Here is a 16,309-nt window from a genome sequence, read left to right as displayed (position 1 = left end):
CGGTCGATACACGGGCGGCATCTAGCTGGCCTCGAGGCCACCCCGCCGCCTCGGCACGCTTGCGACGCCTTGGTGCGAGCGAAGCGTGACGCGTGCAAAGCTTCCTTAGCGCGCTTGCGGTTCGACGATACGTTCGAGGTCGTCGATCAGTCGTTCGCGGGCCGCTGCGAGGAGTTCGCCTGAGAGCTTCGGATCGTTCGTTGCGCGCGCCATGCCGAGCGCGCCCGACATGGTGGTGACGATCACCAGCGCATGCGACCGACGTTGCGCGGCAGGCCGAGCTTCGCCCAGCAGCGGAACCAGGCGGGAGACCAGGCGTTCGATATGCGCCGAATAGAGCGCACGCGCCTGCGCGCCGCTGCGAGCGATATCGCCGGTCAACGCGGCCATCGCGCACCCGACGGCCGGGTTGTCACGATGCTCGGTACTCAGGTACTCCTCGATATAGCGCGCAAGGTCGACCGCACCCTTGTCGTCGACCATGTTGCACAGCGTGCCATCGCTTGCATGCAGCGCGCAATCGACCGCCTCGGCCACCAGTGCGTCGCGCGATTCGAAGTGCCGATAGAACCCGCCATGCGTCAGCCCGGCCTCCTTCATCAGGTCGGCGAGGCTGATGCCGTCGATGCCCTTTTCGCGGAAACGCGCCGCCGCGGTCTTCACGATCCGTTCGTGCGACTGCGCCTTGTCGGCTCTCGAGTAACCCATGTTCGTGTCCCTGTTTCGAGGACGCTGATGATACCGCCCCACTTCTGCGATGCCCAGAAGCGGCGCTATGACGTCCATTGATTCAATCAATCAAGATGTTGATTGACATCTACATTCTACGCCGATACGCTGCGTTCATGGTGAAGATGATGGACAACATCCACAACCACCAAATTCCACTTTCAGGAGCAAACATGAGCAACGAACAGCACAAAGGCACGGCCGTCATCACGGGCGCTTCGACGGGTATTGGCGCAACCTACGCGGACCGCCTCGCACGCCGCGGTTATGACCTGATCCTTGTGGCACGCAACGGCCAACGCCTTGACGCGGTCGCCGCGCGCCTGCGCAGCGAAACGGGCCGCACGGTGCAAACGATCGTCGCCGATCTGACCAAGCGCAGCGACCTCGAAAAGGTCGAACACGTGCTGCGCACGGATGCGACGGTCAGCGTGCTCGTCAACAACGCCGGCACGGCGTCTTTGGCGCCGTTGGGAACGGCGGACATCGACAAGCTCAATAGCGAGATCGAACTCAACATCGTCGTGCCGACGCGACTGTCGCACGCTGTTCTGCCCGGACTCGTATCGCGCGCACGCGGCGCGATCATCAACATCGCCTCGGTGATGTCGCAACTGATTCAACCGGGCAATACCGTCTATGGTGGTACCAAGGCCTATCTGCTTCACCTGAGCCAGGTGCTCAACACGGAGGTCGGAGGGTCGGGTGTTCAGGTGCAGGCCGTCCTGCCTGGCGCGACGCGTACGGAAATCTGGAGCAATTCGGGTATCGATCTCGACGCCGCATTTCCCGCAGAAATGATCATGGAAGTCGGCGAGATGGTCGACGCTGCGCTCGCCGGTCTGGATAGTGGCGAAACCGTCACGATCCCCTCGCTGCCCGATACGGCCGACTGGCAGCGCCTGATCGATGCACGTGACGCGCTGCGCCCCAATCTGTCGCGCCAGCACCCTGCGTCGCGCTACGCCGTAGCCGTCAAAGCTTAAGGACGGCGTCGTGGCGCGAGCGCGCGAGCGGAGCGCGTCCGCCCTTCGACATAGGCCTCGAGGGCAGCGATCACTTGCAGCGCGCCCCTGTTTTGCAGTTGCTCTTGCTGAAGCGCGAACTCGAGATCGGGCGCGACACGTCCGGTCTCGAGCAGTCGCTCCACGACACGATATCGCCCGCCTCTGATGGCCGCGCGCTGCGCACTGAGGCCCGATGTGTCACACGCATCGATGTCGATGTCGGGCCGTCTCAGTAACGCATCGACAATCTCGAGATGTCCGTTCCACGCAGCGTGAACAATCGGTGAGTCGAGATTGGGGCATGTTCGCGGGTCGTTCAAAAGCCGCCGGGCAATCGAGACGTAACCACGATCAACAGCCATGCGAAGCGGCGTGTAACAGGGGTATTGGCGCGCGCACGTCGTTGCGTATCGAAACGAAAGCCCGGGTGCAACCTCGTCAAGCGCATCCATCGGGCGCATGCCTTCGAATTCCGGTTGACGTGGAATCACGATATCGCCGAACAACGTCGTGACTTTCCAGCCTTGCCCAATAGAAGCAGCACCGAGTACAGCATTCGCTTGTCCGCACTCGCGAGCATTGACTACCGCAACCCGACCCATCAGCGCGCGCACGACAAAGAGTGCGCGAAATGTCGCCGCAATCCAGAGCGGATTGCAACGATTCGCATCGATCCCCGGCACGGACAACAAGTGCTGCACCGTTTGCGTGTGCCCGTTGCGTGCGGCCCACCACAGCGCGGTGCGGCCCCACGCGTCGGGATTGTTGACCACACGTCTGAACGCGGGGAACTGCAGTAGGAATTGCACGTGATCGAGATGGCCGCGACTTGCGCTGGACGCCAGCGTTTCGCAAACTTCTGCTCGAGGCAGGCCGTCGAGCATGGCGTCGAAGGCCGCCCGAAGTCTTTGACTTGTCCGTGACATCGAACGCACGTCTTGAAAGTCGAGATAGCGACAAATCGAGCCAAACACTTCCCTCGGGAGCGACTCGAGGTTTGCGGATCTCACCGCACACGACGCGGAGCGTGGCGAAAGCGTCTCGCCGCACACCGAGCGAATGGCATCGGCATTGTTCCTCACCGCTGTCGCGGGGTAGGGCGCCGCGCGTGGAGCACCGACCCTCACGATGTCATGTACAAGGGGAACCGCTCCCGATCCAGAGACCGCACGAGTGATCGGCGATCGGCTCCGTGGCAACGAGGGTGAGGCCGGCCCAACAACGCGTTCCATGTGTTCCCCGCATCAGCGATCCGAAGAAGGCATCGTAAGGCGAACACCGGTGGCATGTATGCCGATATCGCTCCAGTACGACTGCCCCGCCGACACGACCGGAAAGGCGTCCAAAACATTGACGAAGCTCAGCATCCGGCCGCTCCATCACACGAGCCGTGCGTGTCCGTCATCCGCGAGTTCGTCGAGCCGTTCGAGGAACCGCTTGAGTACGGGCGACGCATTGGTCTTGTTGTAGCCAACGGCAAGGTCGATCATCGGCACCTCTCCGTCCAGCGGTCGGCTGACGACAGACCACGGCAACAAGTTCATCGCGTAAGCCGGCATTAACGCGAGTCCGCGTGTGGATGCGACGAGGGACATCGCTCCGGCAAGGTTGTCGACATTGTGCTCACGTTCAAACGCGATACCCGCCTTCTGAAGGTACGCCCGCGTCACCGCTTGCAGCACCTTGGCCTTGTTCGAGGTCGCAACAAAGACTTCACCGTCGAAATCCTCGGGACGGATGCGCTCCCGTAACGCCAGCGGATGATCGCTAGGCATTAGCACGACAAGCGGTTCACGCCGCACGATTCGATATTCGAGCCCGAACCCCGCTTCGGTTCGTAGAAACGCCGCATCAAGCTTGCCGCGCGCGAGTGCATCGGCGAGGTCAGGCGAGTAATCGCTCGAAACCGTCACCTCGATACCCTGCAACTCGTCGCGCAGCACCTGCATGGCACGCGGTAACCACGTCATTTCAGTGCCGGTCAGAAATCCGAGTGCAAGCGTCGGCTTGGTGGGTTGCGATGCGCGCCTCGCTGCTTCAACCGCAGCCTCGACTTGCGAGAGCGCCATGCGCGCGTGATCGAGAAAGGCGCGCCCGGCGTCCGTCAGATCGACCCCGCGCGCGCTGCGAATCAGCAAGGGCGATCCGACTTCCTCTTCGAGGTCCCGTATCTGGCGGCTTAACGACGGCTGCGACGTGAAGAGCCGGTGTTCGGCGGCCTCGGTCAGGCTGCCTGTCTCTGCGACGGCGACGAAATACCGGAGATGCCGAAGTTCCACGCTGCCTCCAGATCGGGAGCAAAAACGTACACCATGCCTGCGAAGCATGCGTACCCGCTTACAAAGTCTTTTTCCGCCGCGTCACCAGCCACTACATTGAGATCCAGGTCATCGCTGTCAAGCAGACGTCGGGAAAGAGCCTAACGCAAGCCGGCTTTTTCCGCAGTGGCGGGGCAAGGCCATCCGGCCTGGCACTGCTCGGGCAGGTATCACGCCGTTCGGATGCTGATGCGATGAGGCGATATCTCTCAACCTTGATGGAAACGATCATGACAAACCTCACAGGAAAGACCGCGCTCGTCACGGGCGCATCACGCGGCATCGGACGCTCGAGCGCACTCGCACTCGCGAAGGCAGGTGCGAAGGTGCTCGTTCACTACAGCAGCGGCGAGAAGGAAGCCGACGCCGTCGTTGCGGAGATTCGCGCCGCAGGCGGACATGCGGAGAAGATTGGCGCTGATTTGCGCGCGGCAGACGGCCCCCATTCGCTCGCACGTCGTGTGCGGGCAATCATCGGCGATCGACTGGATATTCTGGTCGCGAATGCCGGGATCTCGAAGGCTGCGCCGATCGAGGACGTCACGGTCGAGGACTTCGACAATCTCTTCGCCGTGAACGTACGCGCCCCCTACTTCCTCGTTCAGCAATTGCTGCCGGTGCTCGGCAAGGGCAGCAGCGTCGTGCTGCTATCGTCGCTTGCTGCACGTGCGGCAGTCGGCACGCTATCCGCCTATGCGGCAACGAAGGGCGCGATCGATACGCTCGTCAAACACTTCGCACAGACGCTCGGCGAACGCGGCATCCGCGTCAATGCGGTCGCACCCGGGATTGTCGATACGGATATGTCGAACTTCGCGAAGACCGATGCAGGACGCGACTATGCGTTCGGCATTCAAGCGATCAAGCGCATTGCGCAGCCTGATGAAATCGGCTCGGCCGTCGCGTTTCTTGCTTCGGATAGCGCGCGTTGGGTCACGGGCGACACGTTGCGCGTCGACGGCGGTTCGAAGCTCTAAGGTTCGAAGCTTAAGGTTCCAAGCTTTAAGGTTCGAACCTTTAAATCGATGCGGGTCCGGATCGCCGGCTAAGCATTCAGCTGGCGATCCACTAACGCAGAGACCACTCAGGCCGGGTCGATTTCCGCGAGTGCCTGCTCGATCGACTGGACATCATCCGGGCGCACGAGACGTGCGATCTCCTGACCGTCGCGCATGAAGATGAGCGTCGGCCAGAGTTTGACGCGAAACGACCGTCCGAGCGCACGTCCCGGTCCGTCTTCGACCTTGATATGACGCAGATCCGCGTGCTTGTCCATCGCGGTGGACAACAGCGGTTGCGCGGCGCGACAGTAGCCGCACCAGTTCGTGCCGAATTCAACAAGGGTCGCGCCGGCCAGAGCATCGACTTCAGCACGGCTGGGCGCAGCTTCGGTGTACACGGTCTGCATAAAGAATCACAAAAGATATTGACGACCTATCGCGCCGACTGACGCTCTGTCGCCAATCGCGACGACCGCTCGCTACCCGCTTGCCGGGCCGCCACCTGAGCCGTCGTCACGATCACCGACTCATCGCTTGGCTCCGAGCATACCGGGAAACGCACTTCAGTGCTTTTCGTAGCTCGCACCGCTCTCGCCATTCGTCTGCGCGGAACGCGTCGAATCGGCGTTCGCCCGGCCTTGTGCGCGAGCGGGTGCCGAGGCAGCCGCCGGCGCAGAGGCCGCGCTCGAATCGGACGTCATATAAGCCGGCGCCGCCTTGCGCTTTTCAATCTTGCCCGGAGGCGGTGCCGTCGGGGCCTTGGCCATATCGGCCAGCATCTGCTGACAAGGCAACGGTTTGTTGTTGCTCGGCTGCAGCAACGGGATTAGCGCCGCGAACGGATTGATCAGTCCGAGGCCGACCGCGAGGCCTCCGCGCAACGCGAGCGCACCCGCATCGACGCCGACGCTCGGCTTTTCGAACGTCCCTTTGACATACAACGGCGAACGCAGCGAGATGATGCGGAACCCCTTCGTGTGCGGATGGATATGCAGATCCATCGTTTCGTCCTTCATGTTGACAGTGCCGTCGACATTGATCACGGCATCATCCGTATCCAGTGCGAAGACTCTTGAATCGAGCACGCCGTTCGTCACAACGAAGTCGGCCGCCGCACAATTGATCTTCACGTCCTTGTTCCCGAACAACTTTTCATAGACGACGTTCGCCACGTTAAGCCCTGCCGCCTCCATATACAGCTGGCTCACCGTGCCGTCGTTGATCAGCGTCTTGACCTCGCCGTTGGACGTCGCGGCGAGCGCGGCAGGCGAATTTCCCACGGCCGACAGTTGGGCATCGCCGTTGATTTCGCCGAGTGCCGACTGCATGGTCTTGTTCGTCGGGAACAGCTGCTTGAGTTTCAGATGCCGCGCCGATGTCTGAAATCGGCCCTTAAGCGGCGTGGTGCTGCCGTCCAGATAGATATCGTTCGCCAGCGTGCCGCCCGCGACGCCGAACTTGAGCGGCTGAAGCGTCAGCACGCCATCCTTCATGATCACGTGCGTGTAGAGATCGGTGATCGGCAGATCCGGGTTCTTGATGATGCGATGCCCCGTGAACCGCACATCGGCATCCATGGCCTTCCAGCGGTCGGTCTTGAACTCTTCGGTCGGCAGGGCCTTGCCCGTCGGCTGACGTTCGGCGTCGCCGCGGCGGGCCTTGCTTGCGTTCGAGTCGGCTCCGATGATTGGCGCGAGATCGGAGAATTGCAACAGACGCGATTCCACTTCACCTGTCAGCGATGGGCGCGGTTGCTTGCCGGCGTAGGTCAACGAGCCGTTGAGGTCGCTGCCACCGACACGCCCCGTAAAGTGCTCGTATTTGAATACATTTCCACTCTTGTTGAAATTCCCGACAAGGTGACCATCGGTCGCATACGGGGGCGTCTCGGGCAACGTGACGCCGGTGACGTCATAGAGATGCGCAAGGCTCACGCCCTGCAACCAGAGCCGCATATCGACTGCGGCGAGGTGCATCGGGTCCGTGACGGTGCCGACGAATGCGATATGAGTATCCCCGATGCGTACATCGGCTTGAAGGGGGAACGGACGGCGCGCGTCACGTACCGCAAGCACCTGCCCCACTTTGCCCTCGCCGGTGACCTTCGTATGTTTGTAGGTCCCCTTGATCGTCCACCCGAGGCCATAGACCGGTTCGCTCGCGACGGGGTGTCCGGCGGCCGCCTGATCGTTGGCGGTCGAGTTGGTCGCTTCGCTGGTGCCTTCATTGCTGTTTTCGGTGCGCTGCGCCGCCGTGGAGTCACTCGCGGCGCTCGCCGAAGCTGCGGCCTCGGTGCCGCTCGTTGCGCTCGCAGCGGCGGTTGCTTCGGTACTGCTCGTCGCACTGGCGCTGCCCGAATCAGCCGCGACCGCCGCCGATACGCTAGATGCCGCTTCCGCTGCCACCGCGCTTGCCTGGTTCGCCAGCTTCTGAGCCCCCGCCTTGCCAACTGTCTGCGCTGACGACTGGCGTGAAGCGGTTTCCTGCTGCTTCATGACCTCGCCGATGGGCAGGGGCTGGCCAAGCGTGTCGATCGTCCCCTGCATATTGGCGGACGTGACCTCGTCGGCTACCGAAATTGCACCCTTTGCGAACGAGATGTCGTGCAGTTGAAGATTCCAGATCGATGGCTGCGACGACTCTTGCAGCTTGAACGTCCAGTTGTTGCGGTTGTCCTTGAGCCGTTCGATATCGACCGACGGATTCACAAGATTGATGGCGGGGATGATGATGTCGTGTGCCAGCAGGGGCAGCACTTCGACCTGAAAGTCGATTTCGTCGAGCGTCGCGAAGTACTTCTGCTTGGCCCAGTCCGGATTGCCGATCGTGATATTGCGAGCCGAGAAGCGCGGCCAGGGGATCCATCGTTTCCATCCTGCCTCGTTCGGCGGGCGCTCCCATCCGACGCGCAGATCACCGTTGATGGCGAATGGACGCCCGATCGCCTGCGTGACCTTGTCGTCGACCCATGGACGAGCGCGATTCCAGTCGAACGTCAGAAAGATCACAACGAGGATCACGACGAGCAGCACGAGCACGCCCACCGTCCAGCCAGCCACTTTTCCGATTGTTCGACCCGTCGCCACCGTCTGCTCTCCGGTTCGTTACACACCGGCAGTGCAGCACTTGATGTGCCCGAAAAAGGCAAGCCTTCGCGCGAACAATCGTGTTTCTGGCCGAGATTTCGCCAACGCGCCGCGATTGCGACTCGATTCATCCAATTCTGACAAGCGATTCAGGCAACACTCGCCGCGTCGAGGTCTATCTTATCGATCCAATTCGAGTCGCTTTAACAGCCTTGAGCGCTGCTCGATGGGGCGTTCACGAATGCAATCGATACAACATACCCAGTGAGAAGTACGTATGACTGACCTTGAGGCGCGTTTTCGCCGTTGTTCGCCTTTGATCTCTATGAGGTCACAACAATGAAAGCTCTCGCACACCGACTCTTCCCGCGCTACGGCGAACGTGAAGCGCTGCATTTCCTATGGGCATACTTCGGCATCGGCTTAGCCGGCATGCTGCTCATCGCGACCATTGCAATGAGATGCCTTGGAATGTGACCTTGACCAAAAGCGATCGGACTAACTGGCAGCAGGACTCGGCTGCACGCGAAACGCCCCGGGCGATACGCCGCACCAGCGTTTGAATTGCCGTGAGAAACGATTGCCATCGGCGTAGCCCAGCCGCGTGGCAATCTCTCCGATCGACAGCACGTCGTCGAGCAACAGCATCTTGGCGCGCCTCAGCCTTAGCGTTGATTCGTACTGACGCGCGGACAATCCGAACACCTGCCGGAACAAGGAATTCCCATAGTCAGGGTGATAGCCGAGCTGACGAATCATCGATTCGATCGTCGCTGCCCCACCGATGTCCACCTCGCGTTCAATGCGCTCGGCTAACCGCGTTGCCGTTTGCAACGTTGCCTGGGGCAACTCCGGTAACGCGGCATATTCAATCTGATACGCGCCCGCGAGCACGGCAAACACTGCGAACAAGCCTGATGCGAGTTCGAGCCGTGAGATCAATCCTTCGTGCGTCGGGATCGAACGCATTTGCTTGAGAATCGGCCGCAACCGCTCGCCGACCGTCGTATCGGCCCCGATGATCCGCGAACCGCCCCGGCACAACAAACGCCGCAGCGCGAGTTCATCGATATCGAAGTGGATGCAATACAGCTTTGAATCGACGGATGCCGTGCTGGCGTGCGCATCGAACGGGCACAGCAACAGCAAGTCATTGGGCTCCTGGTGCAGCGTACGCCCCGTGAGCCGCGTCTCCTGCTGCCCCGACTCGAGCAGACAGATCTCGAAGTACGGGTGATCGTGCCGCGGATAGGCCCAGCCGGCCGGCACGTCGCGTGAATGGGCGCCCGTCAGCTGAAAACTGGCGGAAAGATTAGGCTGCCGCAGCGTCGGCACACTGCTCGGGTCAAGATTCGGCGGAGGGGTCAGGCTCGGATGCATAGGGTAAATACGGACGCGAAATCTCGGGTTTGGTCAGATGGATCCCGCCTCCGGTTATGTCTCTGTGGCACGCTGGCTGGGATGATTCTATGTGAATTCACCCGACAGACGGTGATGAAAACCCCAGATCCCACATTGGAGGAATGACACGTGGCAGCAGCACAAGCATTGCCTATCTCGATCCAGATCTACAGCCTGCGTAACCTGGGCAACCTCGACCAGGAACTCGACACAGTTAAGGCGGCCGGCTATCAATACGTCGAATTGATCGGCGCCCACCTCGACGACGCCGACAACGTGCGAGCCAAGCTCGACGCGCGCGGCCTCAAGGCCTCGTCAAGCCATGTGAGTCTCGACGCCCTGCGCACGCGCTTCGACAAGATCGTCGCCGCATGCAAGACGCTCGGCTTCACGCAGCTCTTTATGCCTTCGGTACCGCAGAATGAACGCGAAAGCGAAGGCCCGTACTGGAGCGCACTCGGCCGTGAACTCGGCGACTTTGCACGCCGCTTCGCTGAACACGGCATCCATCTCGGTTATCACAATCACAACTGGGAACTGAAGCAAAAGGACGGCGGCAAGAACGCGCTCGAGCTGTTGTTCGAAGGCGCAGGCGACAGCCCGCTGACCTGGCAAGCCGACGTTGCATGGCTGGTGCGCGGCGGCGCTGACCCGAAGGTCTGGCTCAAGCGCTATAGCAACCGCGTGGTGTCGGTCCACGCCAAGGACATCGCGCCGCAAGGCCAGGCCCTCGACGAAGACGGCTGGGCCGACGTCGGCACCGGCGTGCTCGACTGGCATGACCTCGCCGACGCGAGCCGTGCTGCGGGCGCGCGCTGGCTCGTCGCAGAACATGACAAGCCGTCCGACCCGAACCGCTTCGCGCACGCGAGCTTCAAGTTCCTCAATTCTCTGCACGGGTAAGCAGCATGACAGTGACTCACATCGGCATCATTGGATGCGGCAATATCAGCGACGCCTATTTCAAGGGTGCCGCGCGTTCGCAGTTGATCAAGGTCAAGGCATGTGCCGACCTCCGGCATGAAGCAGCACAGGCCAAGGCGGAACTGTATGGCGTGCAGGCACTGAGCGTCGAAGCCCTGCTGGCCGATCCCGAGATCGAGATCGTCATCAACCTGACCGTGCCGGCCGCGCACGCACCGGTCTGCATGCAAGTGCTCAATGCGGGCAAGCACGTGTACCTCGAGAAGCCGCTGTCGGCCCAGCTCGCGGCAGCGCGTGAAGTCATCGCGCTCGCCGACTCGAAAGGCTTGCGCGTGGGCTGCGCGCCCGACACGTTCTTCGGCGCATCGCATCAGGCTGCGCGCCGTGCGATCGACGAAGGGCGTATCGGCCAGGCTGTCGGCGGCACGGTTGCCGTGCTTTCGCACGGCATGGAGCACTGGCATCCGAACCCCGAGTTCTTCTTCAAGCCGGGTGGTGGCCCGATTCTGGATCTGGGTCCGTACTACATCACCCAGCTCGTCAATATGCTCGGGCCGGTCGCTCGGGTATCGGGCATCACGACCATCGGCAATCCGGTGCGCGTCGTGACGAGCGAGCCACTCAAGGGCACGAAGATCGAAGTCGAAGTCCCGACGACCGTCAATGGCCTGCTCGAATTCGCAAGCGGTGCGAACGTCACGCTGAGCGCGTCGTGGGACGTGTGGCGCCATCAGCGCCAGCCGATCGAAATCTACGGCACGGAAGGCAGCCTGCTGGTACCCGATCCGAACTTCTTCGGCGGATCGCCGATGATCAGCGAACGCGACGCGGACTGGAAGGCGCTCGACATCACCGCTCACCCGTTTGGCGTCAACAACCGGACGAAGGGCAACGGTGACCCGGTGGCCGACTACCGCATCGTGGGCGTGCTTGATATGGCGAGTGCAATTCAGCAGGGCCGCGCCCATCGCGCAAGCGGCAAGCTCGCTTTGCACGTGCTCGAAGTGCTCGAAGCATTCGAGCGCTCGTCGAACGAAGGCCGCCACATCGTGATCGAAAGCCAGTGCGAGCGTCCGGCTGCCGTGCCGCTCGGCGAGGGTGAAGAAGTATTCGGCGCGGCACGCGAAGTCGCCTGATCGTCGAACGACACATCGTTCGAACGCATCAACGACTCCGCATCCAGCCTGAAAACGAAGTCTCCGAGGCTTGAAGGGCGAATGATCCAACGATCATTCGCCCGTTTTTTATGAAGCCGAGACTGCCGTATCGGCGCTTGAATACACACATTGCGTCGCAGTCGCGTACCTCGTCTCACAGCGCGCCATGTCCCTCGATCAGGCGCGCTTCAAATTCCCTACCGCAAATTCGTCTCCGCAAGTTCGAGGATCTCGTCGCCGCGGCCGCTCAGGATGGCGCGCAGCATGTAGAGGCTGAAGCCGCGTGCGTGGGCGAACTCGACCGTGGGCGGCATGGCCAGTTCGTACTTCGAGATCACGACGTCGACCAGTGCGGGCCCCGGATGGGCGAATGCCGCGCGGAGTGCCTCTTCGACACCTTCAGATTCCTCGACGCGCACGCTGAATATCCCCGCGCCTTTTGCAATGGCCGCAAAATCGGTCTTGCTCAAATCGACGTTCGTGTCGAGGTACCCACCCGCTTTGAGCTCCATCGACACAAAGCCGAGCAAGCTGTTGTTGAACACCACGACCTTGATCGGCAGCTTGAGCTGAACGGCCGTCAGCAAGTCGCCGAGCAACATCGACAGTCCGCCGTCGCCCGACATCGATACGACCATGCGCCCCGGGTTCGCGCCCTGTGCGCCCAGCGCCTGCGGCATCGCATTGGCCATCGAACCGTGATTGAACGACCCATGCAATTGACGCTTGCCGTTCATCGTCAGATAGCGGGCGGCCCAGATCGTCGGGGTGCCGACATCTGCCGTGAAGATCGCATCTTCACTCGCGACTTCATCGATGATCTTCGTCAGATATTGAGGATGCACCGCACGGCCAGCGCCGGCAGGTTTGGCGAGATCGTCGAGGCCTTTGCGCGCATCGGCATAGTGGCGCTTGGCGTTCTCGAGGAACTTCCGGTTTGTCTTGCGAGTGATCTTCGGCAAGACGGCGTTGACGGTCTCCTTGACGGTCCCCACGAGCCCCAGCGCCAGCGGTGCGCGGTGCCCGAGTTGCGAGCCCTTCCAATCCACTTGAATGATATTGCCGTGCTTCGGATAAAACGGCCGATACGGAAAGTCGCAGCCGAGCAGCAGCAAGGTGTCGCACGATTCCATCGCGTGATAACCCGAGCTGAAACCGATCAGGCCCGTCATGCCGACGTCAAACGGGTTGTCGTATTCGATGAACTGCTTGCCGCGCAGCGCGTGCACGATCGGCGCTCCAAGCGCATCGGCAAGCGCCACAACTTCGGCGTGCGCACCGGCCACACCGCTGCCGCACATGATCGTCACGGCATCGGATTTATTGAGAAGTTGCGCCATGCGCTCGATGTCGACGCCCGATGGCACGATTGTCGGCGGCACAGTATGCGACCAGGTCGCTTCCTCGGTCGGTCCGTCGCTGAGCGCGACGTCGCCCGGCAGGACGATCACGGCCACGCCACGCTCCTGAATGGCCGTCCGGATAGCACGATCCAGCACGCGCGGGAACTGTGACGCATTCGATACCAGTTCGACGAAATGGCTGCACTCCTTGAACAGCTCCTGTGGATGCGTTTCCTGGAAATAGCCGAGGCCGATTTCGGTCGACGGAATATGCGCGGCGATCGCCAGCACAGGCTGGTGGTTGCGATGACAGTCGAACAAGCCGTTGATCAGATGCAGATTGCCGGGCCCGCAGCTGCCTGCGCACACCGCGAGCTTGCCCGTCGATGCGGCATCGGCACCGGCCGCAAACGCCGCACTTTCCTCGTGCCGCGTGTGCATCCACTGGATCGAGCCCACCTGATCGAGGCTGAACGCGAGCCCATTGAGACTATCGCCGGTCACCCCCCATATCCGCTCGACCCCCACCGCTTTGAGTTTCTTCGCCAGATAACCTGCAATCGTCTGTTTGCTCATCGTGCTGACCTCGTGATGTCGAACGGTGTCGAGATAAATCCGAAGCCCGAGCGTACACGCGAGTCCCAGCTTGTTCAGATCGACATGAAGGGCAAGCTTACTTTGCGCTGACGGCGCTGGCGGCCGCCGCGGTGGCCGCCTCCTGCCTGACCGCATCCGACGTCCACCCGCCGCCGAGCGCGCGCACGAGCCCGACGGTCGCCGCGGCCTCTTCCTGCCGGCTGTGAATCAACTGACGCTCGACGTTGAGCGCATCGCGGTCGGCGTCGATCACTTCCAGATAGCTCACGTAGCCGTGCTGATACCGGCTCAGCGACAGGCGTGCGGCCTGGCTCGACGCGGTCGACGCTCTCTCGAAGCGCACTTCGCGCTCTTTTTGCGCAGCAATGCTGTTCAACGCGGCCTGCACGTCGCGCAGCGCGACCAGTGCAACCTGCCGATAGTTGGCATCGGCGATCGCAACGTTCGCCTGTGCCAGCTGGACAAGCGCATCGCGCTTACCGCCGTCGAAGAGTGTCTCGGTCGCGGTGATTCCCAGTCCCCAGAGCGTGCTGTTGCGATCGAGAAACTGCGACAGATCCCGGCTCGCAAAGCCTCCGCTCGCACTCAGCGTGATGGTCGGCAGCCACGCCGTTCTCGCGATGCCCACCTCGAGCGACGCCGCATCGAGCTGCCGGGCAGCCGCGAACAAATCAGGCCGTTGCTCGAGAATGGACGCCGGCATTCCGACGGGAATACCGGGCAGATAGACCACTGCATGGGGCGTCGGATCGATCTGCATCGACATCGGCGGAATGCCGGTGAGTACGGCGATCGCATCGACGAGATCCTCACGCGTGCGCTCGCTTTCCGACAATTCGGCTGCGGCCGTATCGAGCTCCGACGACGCGCGCAGGCTGTCGAGATCGCTCGCCGTACCTGCCTTGACGCGATAATTGGCGACCTCGAGCGCGACGCGGCGCAGCTCGATCGAACGCTGAAGCGCATCGATGTCCTGCTCGACAAAACGGAGCGTCAGGTAGTCGCTTGCCACTTCGGTGGCCACGTTCAGGCGCGCGGCATCGCGCTGTGCGATCGCCTGTTCAACACCTTCCTTGCCGACGTCCGTCTGGCCGCGCAGCTTGCCCCACAGATCAAGTTCATAGTCGGCTTCGACCGGCACGACCCAGTTATGCATCGTGCGTTTGGGCAGCGCGTTGTCGACGGTGCCCGATGCGCGTGCTCGCGAATAGTCTGACGCCACGCCGACGGTTGGGAACAACGCCGACCGGTCGACGCCGAGCAGCGCTCGGGCCTGATCGATACGCGCATTGGCGGCCTTGAGATCGTAGTTTCCGTTGACCGTTGCATCGACGAGCCGAGTGAGCGTGGCGTCGTTGAACAAGGCAGGCCAGTTCGTCAGCGAGACGGGCAGCGGCGCTGCCACATCGAGATGCCGGAACGTATCGGAGCCCACGGCGATCGGTGCCGGTGTTTCCGGGCGAATCGTGCAGGCGGCCACGCTGGCAATACCGACGATGCACACGATATCGCGCACCGTACGTTTCATGGCTGGCTCCGCCGCGCCGGCTCGAGCGTCGCGACAACCGACAAGCCCGGCAGAATCCGGCTCGCCCACTCGCCCGGATTATCGATCCAGATTTTGACGGGAACGCGCTGGGTGACCTTCGTGAAATTCCCTGTGGCGTTGTCCGGCGGCAGCAACGAAAACTGCGCACCCGTGGCGGGTGAATAGCTGTCGACCCGGCCGTGGAACACCACATCCGGAATCGCATCGAAGCGCAACTCGACCCGGTCGCCCTTCGTCACGTGGCGCAATTGCGTTTCGCGGAAGTTGGCGACGACCCAGGGGTTCGGTTCGACGATGGTCATGATGGCTTCACCCGGCGCGATCCGGTTGCCGGTTTCGACGGTCCGCTTGCCGACGTAGCCATCGGACGGCGCCACGACATGCGTGTATTCGAGTTGCAGCGTGGCATCGCGAAGATCGGCCTTGTTCTGCAGGGCGACGGCCTGCGTCGAAGCCAGTGCGGCCTGCGCGATGCGGACTTGCGCCTCGGCTTCCTTGATCCTCGCGTGCGCCGACGTCCGAGCGGCGTTGGCCGCATCGAACTCCTGCTGCGAGAGCCCGCGAGGCGATTCGCCCGTGAGTTCGCGTGCGCGACCGAAATCCAGATCGGCCTTGGCCGCGTCCGCGTGCGCCGACACGATGGCCGATTGCGCCTGCTCGATCTGGGCCTGTGCGCGCAACTGCTCGGCTTCCGACTGCTCCACACGAGAGCGTTCAAGCGCGACGCGGACCTCGAAATCTCGCGGATCGAGTTCGATCAGCGTGTCACCCGCGTGGACAAACTGGTTGTCATCAATCAGCAAGCGCACGACCGTGCCGTTGACGCGCGGCGAGATCACGTGCAAGCGCCCGGTCACGTAGGCATCATCGGTGCTGCGCTCGCCCTGCGCATACTCGAAATACAACGCGACAATCAGCACGAGCGCGAACAGCACGACCACGATGGTCGCGACAAGCTTGGCGCGGCTGCGCCCGGGCTCTGGCGGCACGGCCGTCGGCGGCACACCGGATGGCCCGGGCGTGGCCCCGGCAGCCGCGTGTCCCGAAGCGCCAGGCGGCCCGCCCGCCGCCCCGGAAGACGCATGCGCCGATTCGCCCGTGGCCTCCGAAGGCTTCTGCGCCGAATCGACAACCCCCTGGTCCTGTCCGTTATGTGTTGTTGTGCTCACTACAGTCCGCTCCCCTCGGATATGCAGA

General features: G+C 62.2%; 14 protein-coding genes. 5 read left to right on the top strand and 9 right to left on the bottom strand.

Going from position 1 to position 16,309, the window contains the following annotated elements; genetic code table 11:
• Positions 1-105: 105 nt before the first annotated feature.
• Complete coding sequence (locus ACMFWR_RS18860; protein WP_413196221.1) at positions 106-708, bottom strand: TetR/AcrR family transcriptional regulator; 603 nt, start codon at positions 706-708, stop codon at positions 106-108.
• 194 nt (positions 709-902) lie between these two features.
• Here ACMFWR_RS18860 and ACMFWR_RS18855 point away from each other — a divergent pair, with 194 nt between their 5' ends.
• On the top strand, positions 903-1,715 hold the full coding sequence (locus ACMFWR_RS18855; RefSeq protein ID WP_413196220.1) for an SDR family NAD(P)-dependent oxidoreductase: 813 nt from the start codon (positions 903-905) through the stop codon (positions 1,713-1,715).
• Here the strand turns inward: ACMFWR_RS18855 and ACMFWR_RS18850 are convergent.
• Both ACMFWR_RS18850 and ACMFWR_RS18845 read right to left on the bottom strand, forming a co-directional pair.
• Entirely contained in the window at positions 1,712-2,620 is a 909-nt protein-coding gene (locus ACMFWR_RS18850) for an ankyrin repeat domain-containing protein (RefSeq protein WP_413197397.1), read from the bottom strand. The genes ACMFWR_RS18855 and ACMFWR_RS18850 overlap by 4 nt on opposite strands.
• 495 nt (positions 2,621-3,115) lie before the next feature.
• Entirely contained in the window at positions 3,116-4,015 is a 900-nt protein-coding gene (locus tag ACMFWR_RS18845; RefSeq protein WP_413196219.1) for a LysR substrate-binding domain-containing protein, read from the bottom strand.
• Between the two features lie 269 nt (positions 4,016-4,284).
• Here ACMFWR_RS18845 and ACMFWR_RS18840 point away from each other — a divergent pair, with 269 nt between their 5' ends.
• Positions 4,285-5,031, top strand: a complete 747-nt coding sequence (locus ACMFWR_RS18840) for an SDR family NAD(P)-dependent oxidoreductase (protein WP_413196218.1) — start codon at positions 4,285-4,287, stop codon at positions 5,029-5,031.
• Positions 5,032-5,138: 107 nt separating this feature from the next.
• Here the strand turns inward: ACMFWR_RS18840 and ACMFWR_RS18835 are convergent, their stop codons facing one another.
• Both ACMFWR_RS18835 and ACMFWR_RS18830 read right to left on the bottom strand, forming a co-directional pair.
• Entirely contained in the window at positions 5,139-5,462 is a 324-nt protein-coding gene (locus ACMFWR_RS18835; protein ID WP_413196217.1) for a thioredoxin family protein, read from the bottom strand.
• A gap of 156 nt (positions 5,463-5,618) precedes the next feature.
• Positions 5,619-8,114, bottom strand: coding sequence for an AsmA family protein (locus ACMFWR_RS18830; protein ID WP_413196216.1), 2,496 nt, complete (start codon positions 8,112-8,114; stop codon positions 5,619-5,621).
• Between the two features lie 366 nt (positions 8,115-8,480).
• Between ACMFWR_RS18830 and ACMFWR_RS18825 the strand changes: the two genes are divergently transcribed.
• Positions 8,481-8,618, top strand: a complete 138-nt coding sequence (locus ACMFWR_RS18825; protein WP_413196215.1) for a hypothetical protein — start codon at positions 8,481-8,483, stop codon at positions 8,616-8,618.
• Positions 8,619-8,639: 21 nt separating this feature from the next.
• Here the strand turns inward: ACMFWR_RS18825 and ACMFWR_RS18820 are convergent, their stop codons facing one another.
• A complete protein-coding gene (locus ACMFWR_RS18820) occupies positions 8,640-9,521 on the bottom strand; it encodes an AraC family transcriptional regulator (protein ID WP_413196214.1) in 882 nt (293 codons plus the stop codon).
• A 150-nt stretch (positions 9,522-9,671) separates the two neighbouring features.
• On the opposite strand from ACMFWR_RS18820, the gene ACMFWR_RS18815 reads away from it, so the two are divergent.
• Together ACMFWR_RS18815 and ACMFWR_RS18810 are read left to right on the top strand one after the other, a co-directional pair.
• Positions 9,672-10,445, top strand: a complete 774-nt coding sequence (locus ACMFWR_RS18815) for a sugar phosphate isomerase/epimerase family protein (protein WP_413196213.1) — start codon at positions 9,672-9,674, stop codon at positions 10,443-10,445.
• A gap of 5 nt (positions 10,446-10,450) precedes the next feature.
• Positions 10,451-11,602, top strand: coding sequence for a Gfo/Idh/MocA family protein (locus ACMFWR_RS18810; RefSeq protein WP_413196212.1), 1,152 nt, complete (start codon positions 10,451-10,453; stop codon positions 11,600-11,602).
• Positions 11,603-11,820: 218 nt separating this feature from the next.
• On the opposite strand, the gene poxB is transcribed toward ACMFWR_RS18810, so the two are convergent.
• The 3 genes from poxB to ACMFWR_RS18795 form a co-directional block, all read right to left on the bottom strand.
• Positions 11,821-13,542, bottom strand: coding sequence for a ubiquinone-dependent pyruvate dehydrogenase (gene poxB, locus ACMFWR_RS18805; protein WP_413196211.1), 1,722 nt, complete (start codon positions 13,540-13,542; stop codon positions 11,821-11,823).
• 97 nt (positions 13,543-13,639) lie between these two features.
• Positions 13,640-15,091, bottom strand: coding sequence for an efflux transporter outer membrane subunit (locus ACMFWR_RS18800; protein ID WP_413196210.1), 1,452 nt, complete (start codon positions 15,089-15,091; stop codon positions 13,640-13,642).
• The gene (locus tag ACMFWR_RS18795; RefSeq protein WP_413197396.1) at positions 15,088-16,116 is read right to left on the bottom strand and encodes an HlyD family secretion protein; all 1,029 of its coding nucleotides are present in this window, start codon (positions 16,114-16,116) and stop codon (positions 15,088-15,090) included. The genes ACMFWR_RS18800 and ACMFWR_RS18795 overlap by 4 nt, the downstream gene beginning before the upstream one ends.
• Between the last annotated feature and the right edge of the window lie 193 nt (positions 16,117-16,309).

Origin of the sequence: Pararobbsia alpina, assembly GCF_965118125.1 — a bacterium.
GTDB classification, from domain to species: Bacteria; Pseudomonadota; Gammaproteobacteria; order Burkholderiales; family Burkholderiaceae; genus Pararobbsia; species Pararobbsia alpina_A.
This window is presented reverse-complemented; position numbering and strand designations above follow the sequence as displayed.

What these genes read in the sequence shown, in the direction of transcription:
- ACMFWR_RS18860 (WP_413196221.1), bottom strand. Translation starts at nt 708, where the DNA reads ATGGGTTACTCGAGAGCCGACAAGGCGCAGTCGCACGAACGGATCGTG.
- ACMFWR_RS18855 (WP_413196220.1), top strand. Translation starts at nt 903, where the DNA reads ATGAGCAACGAACAGCACAAAGGCACGGCCGTCATCACGGGCGCTTCG.
- ACMFWR_RS18850 (WP_413197397.1), bottom strand. Translation starts at nt 2,620, where the DNA reads ATGCTCGACGGCCTGCCTCGAGCAGAAGTTTGCGAAACGCTGGCGTCC.
- ACMFWR_RS18840 (WP_413196218.1), top strand. Translation starts at nt 4,285, where the DNA reads ATGACAAACCTCACAGGAAAGACCGCGCTCGTCACGGGCGCATCACGC.
- ACMFWR_RS18835 (WP_413196217.1), bottom strand. Translation starts at nt 5,462, where the DNA reads ATGCAGACCGTGTACACCGAAGCTGCGCCCAGCCGTGCTGAAGTCGAT.
- ACMFWR_RS18825 (WP_413196215.1), top strand. Translation starts at nt 8,481, where the DNA reads ATGAAAGCTCTCGCACACCGACTCTTCCCGCGCTACGGCGAACGTGAA.
- ACMFWR_RS18820 (WP_413196214.1), bottom strand. Translation starts at nt 9,521, where the DNA reads ATGCATCCGAGCCTGACCCCTCCGCCGAATCTTGACCCGAGCAGTGTG.
- ACMFWR_RS18810 (WP_413196212.1), top strand. Translation starts at nt 10,451, where the DNA reads ATGACAGTGACTCACATCGGCATCATTGGATGCGGCAATATCAGCGAC.
- poxB (WP_413196211.1), bottom strand. Translation starts at nt 13,542, where the DNA reads ATGAGCAAACAGACGATTGCAGGTTATCTGGCGAAGAAACTCAAAGCG.
- ACMFWR_RS18800 (WP_413196210.1), bottom strand. Translation starts at nt 15,091, where the DNA reads ATGAAACGTACGGTGCGCGATATCGTGTGCATCGTCGGTATTGCCAGC.